Annotated in this window: 21 protein-coding genes; 12 read left to right on the top strand and 9 right to left on the bottom strand. The window is 40.2% G+C overall.

All coding sequences use genetic code 11. From position 1 onward, the window contains the following. The first annotated feature begins 303 nt into the window (after positions 1–303). Positions 304–1,092 carry a prohibitin family protein gene (locus BABA_RS22375; protein ID WP_007087532.1) on the top strand — a complete coding sequence of 263 codons (789 nt, stop codon included), beginning with the start codon at positions 304–306 and terminating at the stop codon, positions 1,090–1,092. 47 nt (positions 1,093–1,139) lie between these two features. Here BABA_RS22375 and BABA_RS22370 read toward each other — a convergent pair whose 3' ends face one another. The 3 genes from BABA_RS22370 to BABA_RS22360 all read right to left on the bottom strand — a co-directional run bounded on the left by BABA_RS22370 (position 1,140) and on the right by BABA_RS22360 (position 2,941). Further along, entirely contained in the window at positions 1,140–1,595 is a 456-nt protein-coding gene (locus BABA_RS22370; RefSeq protein ID WP_007087531.1) for a hypothetical protein, read from the bottom strand. A gap of 65 nt (positions 1,596–1,660) precedes the next feature. Then, entirely contained in the window at positions 1,661–2,434 is a 774-nt protein-coding gene (locus BABA_RS22365; protein WP_007087530.1) for a hypothetical protein, read from the bottom strand. A 63-nt stretch (positions 2,435–2,497) separates the two neighbouring features. Then, on the bottom strand, positions 2,498–2,941 hold the full coding sequence (locus tag BABA_RS22360; protein ID WP_007087529.1) for a hypothetical protein: 444 nt from the start codon (positions 2,939–2,941) through the stop codon (positions 2,498–2,500). 396 nt (positions 2,942–3,337) lie between these two features. Between BABA_RS22360 and BABA_RS22355 the strand changes: the two genes are divergently transcribed. From BABA_RS22355 to BABA_RS22340, 4 genes are all read left to right on the top strand, one after another. Then, positions 3,338–4,066: an amino acid ABC transporter ATP-binding protein gene (locus BABA_RS22355; RefSeq protein WP_007087528.1), complete on the top strand. Its 729-nt coding sequence runs from the start codon at positions 3,338–3,340 to the stop codon at positions 4,064–4,066. 18 nt (positions 4,067–4,084) lie between these two features. Further along, the gene (locus tag BABA_RS22350) at positions 4,085–4,906 is read left to right on the top strand and encodes a transporter substrate-binding domain-containing protein (protein ID WP_007087527.1); all 822 of its coding nucleotides are present in this window, start codon (positions 4,085–4,087) and stop codon (positions 4,904–4,906) included. Positions 4,907–4,975: 69 nt separating this feature from the next. Beyond that, entirely contained in the window at positions 4,976–5,629 is a 654-nt protein-coding gene (locus BABA_RS22345; RefSeq protein WP_007087526.1) for an amino acid ABC transporter permease, read from the top strand. 12 nt (positions 5,630–5,641) lie between these two features. Next, positions 5,642–6,292: an amino acid ABC transporter permease gene (locus tag BABA_RS22340; protein ID WP_007087525.1), complete on the top strand. Its 651-nt coding sequence runs from the start codon at positions 5,642–5,644 to the stop codon at positions 6,290–6,292. Positions 6,293–6,346: 54 nt separating this feature from the next. Here the strand turns inward: BABA_RS22340 and BABA_RS22335 are convergent, their stop codons facing one another. Then, the gene (locus tag BABA_RS22335) at positions 6,347–7,255 is read right to left on the bottom strand and encodes a DMT family transporter (RefSeq protein ID WP_007087524.1); all 909 of its coding nucleotides are present in this window, start codon (positions 7,253–7,255) and stop codon (positions 6,347–6,349) included. A 198-nt stretch (positions 7,256–7,453) separates the two neighbouring features. On the opposite strand from BABA_RS22335, the gene BABA_RS22330 reads away from it, so the two are divergent. After that, complete coding sequence (locus BABA_RS22330) at positions 7,454–8,425, top strand: 2-hydroxyacid dehydrogenase (protein ID WP_007087523.1); 972 nt, start codon at positions 7,454–7,456, stop codon at positions 8,423–8,425. Between the two features lie 43 nt (positions 8,426–8,468). Here BABA_RS22330 and BABA_RS22325 read toward each other — a convergent pair whose 3' ends face one another. The 4 genes from BABA_RS22325 to motA all read right to left on the bottom strand — a co-directional run bounded on the left by BABA_RS22325 (position 8,469) and on the right by motA (position 11,054). Then, positions 8,469–8,966, bottom strand: coding sequence for a hypothetical protein (locus tag BABA_RS22325; protein WP_007087522.1), 498 nt, complete (start codon positions 8,964–8,966; stop codon positions 8,469–8,471). Beyond that, positions 8,966–9,436 (bottom strand): hypothetical protein, encoded by a 471-nt coding sequence (locus BABA_RS22320; protein ID WP_007087521.1) that lies wholly within the window; start codon positions 9,434–9,436, stop codon positions 8,966–8,968. Before BABA_RS22320 ends, BABA_RS22325 begins: the two co-directional genes overlap by 1 nt. Positions 9,437–9,565: 129 nt before the next feature. Then, a complete protein-coding gene (locus BABA_RS22315; RefSeq protein WP_007087520.1) occupies positions 9,566–10,285 on the bottom strand; it encodes an OmpA family protein in 720 nt (239 codons plus the stop codon). Further along, complete coding sequence (motA, locus tag BABA_RS22310; RefSeq protein ID WP_007087519.1) at positions 10,263–11,054, bottom strand: flagellar motor stator protein MotA; 792 nt, start codon at positions 11,052–11,054, stop codon at positions 10,263–10,265. The genes BABA_RS22315 and motA overlap by 23 nt, the downstream gene beginning before the upstream one ends. Positions 11,055–11,156: 102 nt before the next feature. Between motA and BABA_RS22305 the strand changes: the two genes are divergently transcribed. From BABA_RS22305 to BABA_RS22290, 4 genes are read left to right on the top strand one after another with little or no spacing between them, the layout of a single operon-like run. Next, entirely contained in the window at positions 11,157–11,600 is a 444-nt protein-coding gene (locus tag BABA_RS22305; protein WP_007087518.1) for a YaaR family protein, read from the top strand. A gap of 31 nt (positions 11,601–11,631) precedes the next feature. Continuing rightward, entirely contained in the window at positions 11,632–12,045 is a 414-nt protein-coding gene (locus BABA_RS22300; RefSeq protein ID WP_007087517.1) for a flagellar basal body-associated FliL family protein, read from the top strand. Between the two features lie 13 nt (positions 12,046–12,058). Next, the gene (locus tag BABA_RS22295; RefSeq protein WP_007087516.1) at positions 12,059–12,904 is read left to right on the top strand and encodes a flagellar hook-basal body protein; all 846 of its coding nucleotides are present in this window, start codon (positions 12,059–12,061) and stop codon (positions 12,902–12,904) included. Positions 12,905–12,917: 13 nt separating this feature from the next. Then, positions 12,918–13,688, top strand: coding sequence for a flagellar hook-basal body protein (locus BABA_RS22290; protein WP_007087515.1), 771 nt, complete (start codon positions 12,918–12,920; stop codon positions 13,686–13,688). Between the two features lie 29 nt (positions 13,689–13,717). On the opposite strand, the gene BABA_RS22285 is transcribed toward BABA_RS22290, so the two are convergent. Next, positions 13,718–14,158, bottom strand: coding sequence for a PilZ domain-containing protein (locus BABA_RS22285; protein WP_007087514.1), 441 nt, complete (start codon positions 14,156–14,158; stop codon positions 13,718–13,720). A gap of 156 nt (positions 14,159–14,314) precedes the next feature. Here BABA_RS22285 and flgM point away from each other — a divergent pair, with 156 nt between their 5' ends. Both flgM and BABA_RS22275 read left to right on the top strand, forming a co-directional pair. Further along, entirely contained in the window at positions 14,315–14,578 is a 264-nt protein-coding gene (flgM, locus tag BABA_RS22280; protein ID WP_007087513.1) for a flagellar biosynthesis anti-sigma factor FlgM, read from the top strand. Further along, positions 14,575–15,051 carry a flagellar protein FlgN gene (locus BABA_RS22275; RefSeq protein WP_007087512.1) on the top strand — a complete coding sequence of 159 codons (477 nt, stop codon included), beginning with the start codon at positions 14,575–14,577 and terminating at the stop codon, positions 15,049–15,051. Before flgM ends, BABA_RS22275 begins: the two co-directional genes overlap by 4 nt. The last annotated feature ends 23 nt before the right edge of the window (positions 15,052–15,074 follow it).

The raw sequence follows: 15,074 nt of genomic DNA, 5'->3' as shown, positions 1-15,074 counted from the left end.
CGGCTTGATTTAGGATTTCTAAATCAAGCCGTTTTTTATTTTTTTGATAAATTTTACTGTTTTTCCATCTCACCAATTAACACATGTGATGTTTCTGAGCGCTTACGACATTATTTCGGACACTTACTACCTATTTTTCAAAACTTACGACATTTGCTGGATATTAATTGACAATTCTTCGAACTTGAGTCGATTTATTACGCGGTTCCCCCATAAACGAATGTATAAAATGAAAACTATTTTCATAAGGTTATCTGAACGGTTATTTTTCGATGGAAAGTATGCGTGAAAAGGGGGATCCGAATGAGATATATGAAATCTACTATCGGCGGACTGATTGCGATTGTTATTTTAGTAGTTGGCTATTTTTCAACGACAACCGTAGCATCCGGTAATAGAGGTGTTCTTTTGCAATTAGGGGCCGTTAAACCGACCATTTTTACAGAAGGGTTTCATTTTAAGATTCCATTTATCCAAACGGTTCAATTGATTGAGGTTCGGGTGCAAAAAGAAGAAAGTACCCAGACGGCAGCATCGAAGGATCTGCAAATGGTCACGGCCAAGGTGGCGGTGAACTATTCCGTTGATCCAGAAGCCGTGAATAAGCTTTATCAAGAAATCGGCCTAGATTATCGTTCCCGGATTGTTGACCCAGCGATAGCGGAGTCACTTAAGGCGATTACCGCTCAGTACACCGCGGAAGAGTTAATCTCCAAACGTCCAGAGGTATCAGCACAAGTGAAGGATATGCTTGGAAGCAAGTTAACAAAATATTATATGATCCTGGAAGATATCAATATTAAGGAATTTGCCTTTAGTGAAGAATTCAATAAAGCAATTGAATCCAAACAAACCGCTGAACAAAATGCCTTACGGGCACAAAGAGACCTCGAACGAATAAAAATTGAAGCAGAGCAGAAAATCGCTCAAGCAGGAGCAGAGGCCCAAGCATTACGATTGAAAAAACAAGAAGTAACAGCCGAATTAATCCAATTAAAACAAATTGAAGTCCAAGAAAAAGCCTTGGAAAAATGGGATGGCCACCTGCCAACCGTAACAGGAGGGGCAACACCTTTTATAGATTTAAAATAAAGCAGGGGACGGTTCCCTCGCTTTGATATTTCTTAAAAATAAAAGTGTTATTTACCTTTTGGTTTAATCTTTTCCAATTCTTTTATAGCCTTTTGAATTTCTTTGTCCATGTCAGCAGTAATCCTTTGTTTTTCTGCTTGGTTGTTTTCTAGTTTCATATCTTCAATGAGTTTGTCAGCGTATTGTTGCAAGTCAAGAATTCGCTTTTGCTTTTCCTTTTCGGTATAATGCGCAAGCAGTTGGGCGGAGTTCGTTAATTCCGATTGCAGTTCTTCTTTTAAACGTGTCTTTTGCCGCTCTTTTTCGGCTATTATGGCATTTTCGATTGAGCTGATTGATTCTTGTCCCTTTTTGTCAAACCAATTGGATAACAGAGAGTTAATATCTTGGTCCGCGTAGGCGATCCCGATATTGCCAACAACCGCGCCGCTTAAAAGCAGAACTCCTATAAGAAGCTTAAGACTAAAACGATTCTTTTTTTTATACGTATCTTTCCTAGTCATTGTTAACGCCCTCCGTGTTTTAAAAATAGGGCCTCATAGGAAGGAGGCCCTATTGATGGTTTTGATTATTGGTTGATAGTATCAAAAACAGTAGCATCTAGGTCTGCTTTTGCCTTGGTTACCCGATCTTGCGCCTCTTTAGAAATAAACTCCTGTTGGGCAGTTAATAGTTCATTTTTCTTTGCAGTAATCAGCGTTCGCAGTTCCGCAATTTTTGCATCAATCGCCTCTTTAATTTCCGTTGTCGTGGCGGAAGTTTCAGCATTTAATTGATCCTGTAAATCTTTTTTTGCAAAATAAATCGCATCTTCCAAGTCTCTAATTGCATCAAATTCTGCTGAGGCAAGTTGTGAATTCATATCTACATATGCATCCCATCCCTTGCTCTCTGTATGCTTTTGTAAATCGTCGTATGCATCTGTCAATGTTTTGTCACCTGCACTCTTAATGCCGTTTTGAGCAGCTACTGAAATGGCGTCAAATTGATCATCCATATAACCTGAAATCTCAGCCTTTTTTGCCTTCAATACGTCAAGATGTCCTTTTTTGGCACCATTGATTTCGCCTTTTGCTTTGTTCGTTTCACTTGTTTTGGTTCCGTTAATGCTGTTAGTGGCATCTGTTTTTAAATTATTGTACTCACCTGACCAAGCTGTTTGTTGATCCGTTCCGTACTTAGCTGTCTCTGATTCAAGTGATGAAGTTGATTTTCCAAATTGACCATCATACCACCCCTGTAAAATTTCCCCTGCATCTGTTTTAGCAAACGCAGCTCCAACACCTGATAATAAACCTACTGCTACGACACCTGTTACGATTTTTGTTTTCATTGATTTCATGATTTTTTCCATCCTTTCAAATTTTGGTTTTGTTGTATTAAAGAACACGATTGGATCCGGTAATCAATTTTGTTCTTCTAATAGCTCCGCTAGAATTGCTTCGGCATCCTTGGTTATTTGTGCTGCTTCTCTAGCTTTTGCTTGTTCTGTGTAAAGCTGGATTGCATGTTCATTTTGTTTTTTGAGATTTTCCTTGGTCGCCTGAAGCTGCTGGATATAATGTTCATTATGTTCATCAACCGTTTTTTCAGAATCGGCCGTCATTTTCAATTGAAACTCCATTAATTGCTCCCCTGCCATTTGTGCAGCGTTTTGAATGTCTATTGATAGCCTTGTAAATGAAGCAATCATGTCGTTCGTTGCCGCATTCTCTATTTCGCTGCTTCGTTCTATAAAGGAATGTTGGAACCAAGTGGAAATGGCCGTACCAGCATCTGAAAAAGCATATGTAGTTCCTACCCCTAACATCATAAGTGCAAATAGAACGCTCGCTGTGAGTCTCTTCATTTTCACCACCCTCACTGTTCATTATATTGAACTAATAAGTTCATTATAATATACAAAAAAATAGAAATAAAACCTCATATATCCCTAAATATGGAGGTAATGTCAATAAAATGGTACTTTTTCGTATGATTTCTTCTTTTTTCTTATTATTTCGTTCAGTATAACGAACAAAGATTCAGGAGACGCCTTTTTTAAAAAATATCCTCAAAAAAATGGTAAAAAATATGCAGAAATATTTGAAAGTTTCCGAATTGATATTTACTAAATACGAAATAAACTGTAGTATGTCTATATACCTGTAGTTATTTGTCAATTCTAAAGAGTAACAATTTATCGACAAATGTCCATTCAACAGGCCGCATACATAGGAAAAGAACAACAGGGAGGAGGATTGGCGTGATTCAGTTTGATTCGGTAAACAAATATTATGGGGACTTTCATGTTCTCAAAGATATTAATCTAGAAATTAATAAAGGAGAAGTGGTCGTTGTCATCGGGCCTTCAGGGTCAGGGAAAAGTACGCTGCTTCGCTGTATTAATCAGCTAGAAACGATCTCTGGCGGAGAATTAACCGTTAATGGTTTTAAGGTAAATGACAAAAAGGCAAATATCAATCAATTAAGACGAAATATCGGGATGGTATTTCAGCATTTTTACTTATATCCACATAAAACCGTTCTTGAAAACATTACGATTGCACCCTTGATGGTATTAAAACAATCGAAAGCGGAAGCTGAGAAAATAGCCAGGTATTATCTTGAAAAAGTAGGTATACCAGAAAAGGCAAACGCTTATCCATCGCAGTTATCAGGTGGCCAGCAGCAAAGGGTGGCGATTGCAAGAGGACTTGCCATGAAGCCTGAAATTATGCTGTTTGATGAGCCTACGTCTGCTCTCGATCCGGAAATGATTGGCGAAGTGCTGGATGTTATGAAAGCGCTAGCAAAAGAAGGGATGACGATGGTCGTCGTTACCCATGAAATGGGATTTGCGAAAGAAGTAGCCGATCGCATCATATTCATGGACCATGGGCAGATTCTTGAACAGGGAAAACCGGCTGATTTTTACGCGAATCCAAAAGAAGAGAGAGCGCGTCTATTTTTAAGCCGTATATTAAATCATTAGAAACTAAGGGGGATTACTATGTTTAAGAGTAAAACAAGTAAGATTGCGGGAGTTCTTTTATTATCGGCTTCCATGCTGCTTTCAGCATGCGGTAAAGAGGAGAAAAAAGAAACCGCGGGTACAGCAACAGCAAAAAATGCTTTAGAACAAATCAAGGCAGATGGAAAAATTGTGATCGGTGTAAAATATGATACACGATTATTTGGACTTAAGAACCCGTCTTCCGGCGAAGTAGAAGGTTTTGATATTGATATTTCAAAACAGTTGGCGAAAGACATTCTTGGCGATGAGAAGAAAGTTGAGTTTAAAGAGGTTACCTCTAAAACTCGTATCCCAATGCTAAACAATGGCGATATTGATGCAATTGTTGCAACGATGACGATTTCTGAGGAACGTAAAAAAGAAGTTGATTTCTCTGATGTGTACTTTGATGCGGGACAATCATTACTTGTCAAAAAAGGAAGCTCAATCAAAGGACTTGAGGATTTGAAAAAGGGTACGAAGGTTCTTGCGGTTAAAGGCTCAACATCTGCCATCAATATTCGTGAAAAAGCTCCAGAGACGACTGTTTTAGAATTTGAAAACTATACAGAAGCCTTTACAGCATTGAAATCCGGTCAGGGAGATGCCTTAACAACGGATGATTCCATTCTTTATGGAATGGTTGACCAAGATGCAAACTATCAGCTAGTCGGTGGGACTTTTACGGAAGAGCCTTACGGAATTGCGGTTAAAAAAGGAAATAAAGAGTTAGTTGACGCAATTAATAGCGCTCTAAAGAAGATGAAAGATAACGGAAAGTACGATGAAATTCACAAAAAATGGATCAAATCCAACTAACAGCCACTGATATCGGGATGAGCAGCTTATGCTCATCCCCCACTTCTTAAGAAAAGGAGGGAGATCTATTTGCTTGATTTTTCTATACTGATAGATAACTTGGATACATATTTAGAAGGATTTAAGAATACCGTGATGTCTAGCATCATTGCCTTGATCGGAAGCTTTATTATTGGCGTGATTGTAGCCGTTATGAGAATTGCACCCATTAAACCCTTAAATTGGATTGGCAGCGTATATGTAGAGTTTATCAGGAATATTCCTCTTCTAATCATAGCCTTCTTCTTTTATATCGGGCTGCCTTCTATCGGAGTTACGCTATCCGGATTTGTGGCAGGTACGATTGCCCTTGCCATTTATACGGCATCATTCATTGCCGAAGCGATTCGAGCTGGAATACAATCTGTACCGAAAGGCCAAATGGAGGCAGCGAGATCATCAGGTCTTACCTATTTGCAGGCGATGAGGGTCATTATTTTACCGCAGGCGATTAAAATAGTCATTCCTCCCATTGGCAACCAGTTTATTAATCTGGTGAAAAACTCCGCGATTTTGGGGATGATTGCTGGGTTAGATTTAATGTATTTCGGTGATCTTGTATCCTCCCATACATTCGTTACATTTGATGTCTATATTTTTGTGGCCATCTTTTATCTTGTGTTAACAATACCATTAAGTCTGGGCGTAGGTTATCTGGAAAAACGCTTGGCTAGAAGCCATTAAGGAGGGGGATTTATGGATATTGCAGGAGCTCTCTCAGTCGATCATTTAAAATTCCTCGCCGATGGTTTTAAGGTGACGCTTTACATTGCCTTTGTTTCGATTGTATTAAGCTTTATTATCGGAATCGTGTTAGGAACCTTACGCTATGCAAAAATTAAGTTCCTTTCGAAGGTCGTGGCGGTGATTGTCGAAACGATTCGAAATATGCCGCTGTTACTGATCATTTTCTTTACCTTTTTTGCCCTGCCAGAAGTGGGATTGAAGCTTAGCCCCACGGCTGCGGCGATCTCGGCATTGACTCTGTTTGAATCAGCGATGCTGGCTGAAATTGTAAGAAGCGGCTTGAATTCCATTCATAAAGGACAAATTGAAGCTGCTCGTTCATCGGGGTTAACGTATATTCAAACATTATGGCACATTGTCATGCCACAAGCCTTACGGCGCATGGTGCCACCTATTGTCAGTCAATTTATCTCGTTATTAAAGGACACATCACTGTGCGTGATTATTGCCCTACCAGAATTTATGCACAATGCCCAAATCATCTATGCACAAAATGTTAATTACGTAATTCCTGTCTTTGTAGTCGTTGCGCTCATGTACTTTATTGTAAATTATTGCTTATCATTAATTGCACGCAGGCTTGAAAGCCGACAGGCGTAAGAAGCAGGGCATTTATACCTAAAAAAGAAGCAGGGAACAGTCCCCTGCTTCTTTTTATTGAGTAATTGTCCCTTCTTTTACCGCTTGTGGAATCGGCCTATTTTGCCTTGTTAAAAAGAAAAAGACGCCGAGGAGGACAAGCAGGCCGCCGGCAATTTGCCAACTGACGAGATGTTCATTTAATAAAAGCATGGCTAAGATTGTCGATCCGACAGGTTCGCCTAAAATACTCATGGAGATCGTTGTCGCATTGACATAGTTTAACAGCCAGTTATTGATGACGTGGCTGACGGTTGGAACGGTGGCAAGTAAAAGGAAGATCCCCCATTCTTTGCCGGGATAACCTACAAGGTCAACACCAGTTCCCACGTTATAAATGGTAAGAATGATGGCTGCAAAGAAAAATACACAAAAGCTGTAAAGCCAGTGCGATACTTTTTTCACGATGGTTTGCCCAATAAATAAGTAGCCAACCACAGCGATGACGCTGAAGAACGAGAGCAGATCGCCCATAATGGCATCCCGGCTTAAACCGAAATCCCCCCAGCCGATCATCATCGCGCCGACAATGGCAATCCCCATCGTCATTAATGCTGACAGTGTCGTTCGTTCTTTAAATAGGAAAAAGCCCCCGACTAGCGAAACAATCGGCTGCAAGGCAAGAATGATCGTTGAACTTGCTACCGTTGTTAGCTTTAATGAGCCGAACCAAAGGACAAAGTGCAGCGCCAAAAAGAAGCCGGAAAAAAATAAAAAGAACCAATCCTTTTTGACGATTTTTTTGAATTCGTGGCGATTTTTCCATACGATCGGAATCATCAAAATACTTGCAAACCACATGCGGTACATACTCAAAATGGAGGCTGGTGCATCTGACCATTTTACAAAAATAGCCGAAAACGAGATGGCGATAATCGATATGGTCAGCGGCAGCCCAATAGATTTTGAACCTTCCTGTTTCATGTTTTCCCCCAATCATGATGCCTGGTAACAGGTCTTTATACTTTTGCCCTACTAGTGATTATTAACCTATTATACTTCCATTTTCCATCGCCCTCAACCTATGCCCATATTTTTCATATTCAGTAAGAACTATGGTAGGATAAAAAGAGAATTGACGGGTCAAAAAACGTGGGTAAAGCCTAAAAGGTGGGGAATCAATTGAACGGTACAGTTTACATAACTAGAAAGCTTCCTGAGGAGATTGTTGAAAAAATCACCAACCATTTTCACATCAAAATGTGGGAGGAGGAAACGATTCCTGTTCCACGGGAGGTTTTACTAAAAGAAATCGTAGAAGTCGATGGCCTATTATGTTTGTTAACGGATCTGATTGATGAAGAGGTCCTCGCTAATGCACAGCATCTAAGGGTGATTTGTAATCTGGCGGTCGGCTATAACAATATCGATATCGAAGCCGCTGCAAGAAAAAACATTATTGTAACCAACACACCAGGAGTCTTAACCGAAACGACAGCAGATTTAACCTTTGCCTTGTTAATGGCAGCCGCACGGAGGGTTGTGGAGTCTTCTGACATGCTGCGGAATGGCGAGTGGGGGGCATGGTCTTTGATGCAGCTAACCGGACAAGATGTATATGGAGCCACACTTGGAATTATTGGTCTGGGCAGAATTGGAGAGGCACTCGTCAAGCGGGCTAAGGGCTTTGATATGAATGTCCTGTACTATAACCGGACTCGAAAACAGGAAAAGGAGCAGGAACTGGGAATCCACTTTCGAGAGGTAAAGGAATTGCTGCAGCAAGCTGATTTTGTCTGCCTTCTGCTCCCATACAGTCCTGCAGTTCACCACCTGATTGGAAAAGAAGAGTTGGCTTTGATGAAACGGACGGGTATCTTGATTAACACAGCAAGAGGCGGGATTGTTGACGAGGATGCCTTGTATCATGCCCTTAAAGAAAGACAAATTTGGGCTGCCGGGCTTGATGTGTTTGAACAAGAGCCGGTCCCGGTGGATCACGCGTTACTGTCTTTACCCAATGTAGTTACCTTGCCGCATATCGGCAGTGCAAGTATCCAGACGAGAATGAGCATGGCGAATTTGGCGGCGGACAATCTGGTAAGCGTATTAACTAGCGGTCAAGCGATAACACCAGTTGATATAAAAAAATGAAGTTTGTATGAAAAAGGGTCGGATTCTTCGTGAAACTGGTCCTTTATTGTTTTAATTTTTCAAAAGTGCTTTTTATATATAGGAAGAAAAGTAGATAAATACTCAAGGTGATGAGATAAACGGGGAAGGAATAGGGTAGTTTCCACCCGGTGTAGGTAAAGATGTTAAACTTCAAGCTAAGAGCCTCTTCCCCCACTGCAATAAATGCCCAGAGTAAAATATACCAAAATACACCAACGCTGCGAACGGACCATCTATCAAAAAAGTAGACGAGAATGTAGCCAAATGGCGGATAGAGGAACCACGTAATGAGGTCGAGCCATTCGTATTTCTCCACGTCATTGATGTCATATAAATCAAAACTTAATCCAGCTAAAATATGGTCAAGAACTTGGACATATGTCATGCTAAAAAGGAGCATGATCAAACTAATAGTATGCGGAAACCTCTTTGGAAGAATAAAAATAATAGCATACGTGACAAGTAAGGAAATGATAATAAACCATTCATTGCTATCGAACCTTTCCGGAAATGGGAGCATTATTGCTTCAACTCTTTCAGGACTAATTTTTGGAACAACTTATGGATAAAATAAGTAGCCAGCCAAATCGTAAGCCATTGAGCAAGATCCAACCACCAGTTCCAGTTGACGTATGTTACAACTTTTACATATTTGCTTAAGCTTTCAAACCCGGTAATGGTCAAAATGGTGAGGAGCACGAAAATAAATTTACCTAATTTATGTCGGATGGAACTTATATGATCAATATTCCAGGCAATCATCAGCGGATATAGTAGGATAAAGGTGCAATAAAAGGCAAACTGGCCTGCGAGATTTTCCGATAAATGAATCCGCTTCAGGTTTAACATGACAATATCCATCACATTGCTGTCCAGATAAATCACAAGGATCACGATCATCACTAGTTCAAGTGGTGTAAGACTCTTTGGCTTAACCGCAAAATAAATAACGGCAATTAAACTTACAGTTGAAAAAATCACTAAAGACATCGCGTAACTCCTCATTATATCCGTCCATAACTGGCGTTTATTTTGACTTGTCTGATAGTATGTCCAATAATGCCGGAAATGTAAGCAAAAAACGCCAATTTGTTAATTGGGCGTTCATTTTATCATTTATTATTCTGTTTTTAAAATAGTGATATCTACGCGGCGATTCGCCTGTCTATGTTCAAGCGTATCATTTGGAAAAATTGGTTTTTGTTCCCCAAATCCGGAAAATTGCAGCTTGTTAGACGGGATCCCTTTCTCCTCGAAAAAATAAAGAACCGTTAACGCGCGTGCGGATGATAATTCCCAATTCGATTTGAACCTGCCGCCTGTAATCGGGACATTGTCCGTATGACCTTCGATGCTGATGGGATTTTCCACTTGCTTAATTAAATCCAAAAGATCGGTTAGAATCGAGAGAGAATCTCCTTTTAATTCAGCACTGCCTGATTCATACAAAATCACATCTTTTAACGAAAGTTTAATCCCTTTCGGTTCATCCTGAATCGTGATGACCTTGTTTAATCCCCGTTCATTAATATAATTTTCAATTTGCCCCATTAAACTCTGTAGTTTCTCTGTTTCCGCTTGTTTATTTGTCTGCGGTTTACTTTTTTCAAGTTCCTTCGTTATTCCGCTATTTTCTTTAAGGATCATGCTGCTCCCTTGTCCTTTTAAAGCGCTATTCATCGAGATCATAATTTGCTGAAGCTTATCGTTGTTGATACTGCCTGAAGCAAAAAGGACGATAAACAGCGCCAGCAGCAATGTTAAAAGATCTGAATATGGGATTAACCAGCTTTCGTCAATATGCTCTTCGTCATGGTTAGAATATCTCCGCCGCTTCACTTATCATTTCCTCCTGCTTTATGCGTGCTTTTGAAGGTAAATAGACAGACAGTTTCCGTTCGATTAATTTAGGGGTTAACCCATCTTGAATGGCTAGCAAGCCATCAATCATCATCACCTTAATGTCCTGTTCTTTTTTTGAAATGCGCTTTAATTTATTGGAAATCGGATGCCAAAGGACATATCCGGAGAAAATACCTAAAAGTGTTGCAATAAATGCTGCTGCGATGGAGTAGCCTAACTTATCCATATCCTTTAAGTTTCCCAAAGCGGCAATTAATCCGACAACCGCTCCCAACACTCCCAAAGTCGGGGCGTACATGCCAGCTTGGCTGAAGATCAGGGCGCCGACCTTATGTCGTTCCGCTACCGACTCTAATTCATCGTATAAAATCTCTTCCATCTGCTTACGGTCACTGCCATCAATAATCATTTCTAAGCCATTTTTTAAAAATGGATCGTCCACCGTTTCGGCAATTTCCTCCAAGGCTAGAACACCTTCCGTCCTTGCAACAATCGACCATTCCACCATCGTGTCAATAATCTCTGTTTGTGTCGGGAGCTTCGGTTCCAAAAAGGCAATTCTCAATAATTGCGGCAGTTTCTTAATCTCACTCATGGGAAAGGCGACAAGCAGAGCAGCAATGGTTCCGCCAAAAATAATTAAAAAAGCGGCGGGGTTCGCAAGGGACTGAACGGATACCCCTTTCAATACCATCCCTACGCCAATAAAAATAATTGCTAATAGTAAACCAATAATGGTTGTCATAATATTCTCCTTTCCTTTTTATTCTGAAAAAATTATAATCGCATTGTATGAAAAGTTTAACGGAATTCGACAATAACATTTTCAGCATGGTGGTGTTTGCATTTGAAAGTTGGTCAAGGATTAACGATACATAAAGATATTTCGTTTTCGCAAAAAGAGACAAAATCAACTGAATTCGCTTCATTTCAGCATATTTTGACCGAAAAACAAACCGGCGTTGCCAAAGAGCATTTAGGCACCCTTATCGAGGGAATTACAAAACAAGGGGAGCGGCTGGCCCGGTCACGATCCTTAAAAGATCTTCATGAATATAAACGGTTAATCAAATCCTTTTTGCAAGAGGTAGTTAAAAATGGCCTCTCCTTAGAAGAAACGACATCTTTTTCTTATTCGTCTAGTAGGGAGCGTAAGTTAAAGGTGATAAAAGAGATTGACACAAAATTGCTGGAGCTTTCACAAGAAATGGTTAAACAAGAAGACCAAAATATCCGTTTATTAGATAAGATGGGAGAAATAAAAGGCATGTTAATTGATCTATATTTATGAATGCACTGATGGTGACGTGTAGGAGGGCAGTATGAAAAAGTGGAAAAAGGTGTTAACCCTGTGTGTGGTGCTTGCTGCATTGAGTGCTGGTGGGTTATTTTACTATCAAAAAACACTAGCACATGACGGCAAAGCGAAAGCAGCGACATTGGATGAACTGGCCGACCAAACCATCCAAACGAACCAAATCAGCACCAATCTAAATTCGGAAAACCTAATCCAAGTGAAATTTTCAATTGAACTTGATTCAAAATCAACCAAGAAGCAAGCGGAAAAAATAATCCCGATTATCGAAAGCGATTTGATCAAAATTCTTTCGCAATCAAATAAAGATGATTTTAAGCAGATTGAAGCCTTCGAGGAAAAAGTAAAAAATCGCTTAAATGAGCGATTCACCGAAGGGAAAATTGTCCACGTGTATACAACGGAGTTACTGATTCAATAGAGGGAGGGAAACCATGCTTAGAGGGATTGATACAGCAGCGTCAGGCATGATTGCTTTACAAAGGCGCCAAGAATCTTTAACGAATAACCTGGCTAATGTCGAAACGCCCGGTTACAAAAAGGTAGATACTGCCTTACGCGCCTTTCCAGAAGTGTTCCTAGAGAGAATCAACGATGCTAAAACGAGTCTTGCGGGGAACGCACCGGGATTTTCATGGATTGGCTCAATGCAGCAGGGGGTCTACGCACAAGAAAATATCTCGAGCTTTCTTCAGGGCGATCTGGTCACAACCAATAACTTCTTCGATGTCGCGATCGATGACCGAAATCTTCCTGTTGAAAATGGGCAAAAGCCTGGGGCATTTTTCGCTGTTGTGAATGCAGCCGGTGAAATTCGCTACACACGAAACGGGCGTTTTACAGTGGATGAAGTGGGTCAACTGACAACGTTAGAAGGGTACAAGGTGCTAAATAATCAAGGGAATCCAATTCAGATAGACCCTAACCTTGCATCGAGTACGGTTTCCATCAACGGAAATGGCGAAATAATCATGAATCCAGACGACCCCGCTACTAGAAAAATGGCAGATACTATCGGGTTAGCCCTCATTCAAAATCCAAACGATTTGGTGAAGGAAGGCAATGGAGTATTCAGACTAAACGGACAAAACCCGCCCATTCTGACCGAATTACCTGCAGGTGTTCAGCTGAATCAAAAAATGATTGAACGCTCAACGGTAGATCCCACCATGACCATGACCAATATGATGGAGAATGTAAGGCTTTATGAAGCGAATCAAAAGGTGCTGCAGGCATATGATCGTTCACTCGAACTGTTAAATTCAATCGGAAGAGTCTAAAGGAGAATGATTGATGAATACCTCGCTGTATATTGCCACAAGCGGCTTAAATACGTATCAAAAAAAGTTAGATACGATTTCGAATAATATTGCCAATGCCGAAACTGCTGGTTTCAAACGAAGAGAGGCCTCCTTCGAAGAAAATTTAGCAATTTCCATTACAAATCAACAAGCGGAGAATCGAGAAATCGGCAGACAGACACCTAACGGAATTCGTACCGGTTTTGGTGTTCATCTCAACGGAACGCAAATGATCCTTGACCAAGGAACGCCGAAAGCGACAGACAATCCACTCGACATCATGATCAATGGAAAAGGATTTTTTCAAGTAGGGAAAGGAAACGACATTCTTTATACGAGAAATGGCTCGTTTCAAAAAAGTCCAACAAACGATGGAACGTACCGCTTAGTAAATGCAGAAGGCTACTTTTTATTGGATAAAAACAACCAACCGGTGGAAATGGCAAATGGCAGTGACTTTTCTGTCAATGAGGCAGGAGTGATTGCGGCGACGAACCAACAAATTGGGATTGTCGATTTTGTCAATCCGCAAAAATTACTGGGCCAAGGCGGAAATGTCTTCCGTTTTACGGGGGCTGACGGAGAAATTCTAGTGAATATCCCCTCCGCCATTCAGCAAGGATTTATTGAATCCTCCAACGTTGATTTGAGTAAAGAAGTGACAGATATGATTACGACACAGCGCGGATTCCAATTTAATTCACGGTCAATTTCGTTTGCTGATCAAATGATGGGCATTGCGAATGGAATTATAAGAAGTTAAAAAAGAGCCGCTTTGGCTCTTTTTTAACTTTATAAAACCACTTTCTCTCGGCTTTTATCCCAAAGAATTTTAAATAGCTTTTGTTCCGTTTTTTCGTCTAATGCTATAAAATGGACACCAAAATCGTACAAACCGTTTTCAAGTCTTCTCCGTCTTTCAATTTTTCCAGGTAAGGAGAAGTGTTCCCCTAAATCAAAGTTCACAAAGATGTCATCCACACCGGTTAAATCTTCATACGAAATGAGTCTTAACCCAGAAATACTTATATCGCGAATCGACCCATAGAGAATAGAATCTGGTGAGGAAGAAACTGTAAACGTACACTCATGCTCCCATAAACTCAGTCGAAAGGCGTTCCGTCGATTATTTCTTGTTGGCATGGCGGGCTTTTTTTTCTTAGTTGTCAATCTTACTAGAATGATCAATACAATCAAGGCACATGCGGCGGCGGCTAAATAGGCAGTATCCAATTGAAACGCTCCTAATCATTTGATAATATAGTAAATTTACCACTATAATCCAGTTATGAAAAGACTTTTTGAATTAAACACTTCTTGGTAAAATGTCGATATTATCTAATAGATGGACATTGATTCGGAATACGGATGTAGAAGGGGGAAGTAATGATGAAAATCAACGACATAAATCGATTACAAGGCCTGCAATCCTATAAAAATACGATCCATAAAGCATCACATCTGGAGGCTAATAAAAAAGTCCAGGTGGATAAAGTCGAGTTTTCTCAGGCGGCACAAGAAAAAATATCGGTAGAAAAAGAAAAAAGAATTCAGGCACTAAAGCAACAAATTGAAAATGGCACCTACAAAGTCGATAGTGAAAAAATAGCGGAAAAATTGCTTTCCACGTGGCGTAAAGGGGATGTAGAATGACGCCCTATGAACCGCTAAATGCTATTTTACAACAGATGATCGTCGTGTATGAAAGACTTTTGCAGGTAGGGAAAGAAAAACAAGCCGCGATCATCAAAGGGGATCCGGAACTTTTGCTCACAATCTTTCCTAAAGAGTCTGCATTATTGAAAGAAATTGGTTTGCTGGAAGACAAAAGGCAGGCAGAAACGCTTTCCTATCAATCTCTTTCTATGAGTCAGATTATTGAAAGCAGTACATCTGCCAAGGAAAAGGAAGAGCTGTTATTGCATCAAAGTAACTTAAAAGCAAAACTACAAGAATTAGTGGCACAGCAGGAGCTAAACCAGCAGCTGATCGAAAACTCCTTAGCCTATATTAATAGCATGCTAGCATTATTCACGCAAAAACAAGAGCCGTCGCTTACATATTCTGCGAGGAATTTTTCGAAAGAACAAACCTATTCGAGGAGTTTTTTTGATGCAAAAGTGTAAAAAGCTTTAAAAAAGCAGCAGGG

This window comes from Neobacillus bataviensis LMG 21833, from assembly GCF_000307875.1.
Classification (GTDB): Bacteria; Bacillota; Bacilli; order Bacillales; family Cytobacillaceae; genus Neobacillus; species Neobacillus bataviensis.
The sequence above is the reverse complement of the archived record's forward strand: the minus strand, read 5'-3'. Positions and strand labels throughout refer to the sequence as shown.

What these genes read in the sequence shown, in the direction of transcription:
- BABA_RS22375 (WP_007087532.1), top strand. Translation starts at nt 304, where the DNA reads ATGAGATATATGAAATCTACTATCGGCGGACTGATTGCGATTGTTATT.
- BABA_RS22370 (WP_007087531.1), bottom strand. Translation starts at nt 1,595, where the DNA reads ATGACTAGGAAAGATACGTATAAAAAAAAGAATCGTTTTAGTCTTAAG.
- BABA_RS22365 (WP_007087530.1), bottom strand. Translation starts at nt 2,434, where the DNA reads ATGAAATCAATGAAAACAAAAATCGTAACAGGTGTCGTAGCAGTAGGT.
- BABA_RS22360 (WP_007087529.1), bottom strand. Translation starts at nt 2,941, where the DNA reads ATGAAGAGACTCACAGCGAGCGTTCTATTTGCACTTATGATGTTAGGG.
- BABA_RS22350 (WP_007087527.1), top strand. Translation starts at nt 4,085, where the DNA reads ATGTTTAAGAGTAAAACAAGTAAGATTGCGGGAGTTCTTTTATTATCG.
- BABA_RS22340 (WP_007087525.1), top strand. Translation starts at nt 5,642, where the DNA reads ATGGATATTGCAGGAGCTCTCTCAGTCGATCATTTAAAATTCCTCGCC.
- BABA_RS22335 (WP_007087524.1), bottom strand. Translation starts at nt 7,255, where the DNA reads ATGAAACAGGAAGGTTCAAAATCTATTGGGCTGCCGCTGACCATATCG.
- BABA_RS22325 (WP_007087522.1), bottom strand. Translation starts at nt 8,966, where the DNA reads ATGCTCCCATTTCCGGAAAGGTTCGATAGCAATGAATGGTTTATTATC.
- BABA_RS22320 (WP_007087521.1), bottom strand. Translation starts at nt 9,436, where the DNA reads ATGTCTTTAGTGATTTTTTCAACTGTAAGTTTAATTGCCGTTATTTAT.
- motA (WP_007087519.1), bottom strand. Translation starts at nt 11,054, where the DNA reads ATGACAACCATTATTGGTTTACTATTAGCAATTATTTTTATTGGCGTA.
- BABA_RS22300 (WP_007087517.1), top strand. Translation starts at nt 11,632, where the DNA reads ATGAAAAAGTGGAAAAAGGTGTTAACCCTGTGTGTGGTGCTTGCTGCA.
- BABA_RS22295 (WP_007087516.1), top strand. Translation starts at nt 12,059, where the DNA reads ATGCTTAGAGGGATTGATACAGCAGCGTCAGGCATGATTGCTTTACAA.
- BABA_RS22290 (WP_007087515.1), top strand. Translation starts at nt 12,918, where the DNA reads ATGAATACCTCGCTGTATATTGCCACAAGCGGCTTAAATACGTATCAA.
- flgM (WP_007087513.1), top strand. Translation starts at nt 14,315, where the DNA reads ATGAAAATCAACGACATAAATCGATTACAAGGCCTGCAATCCTATAAA.
- BABA_RS22275 (WP_007087512.1), top strand. Translation starts at nt 14,575, where the DNA reads ATGACGCCCTATGAACCGCTAAATGCTATTTTACAACAGATGATCGTC.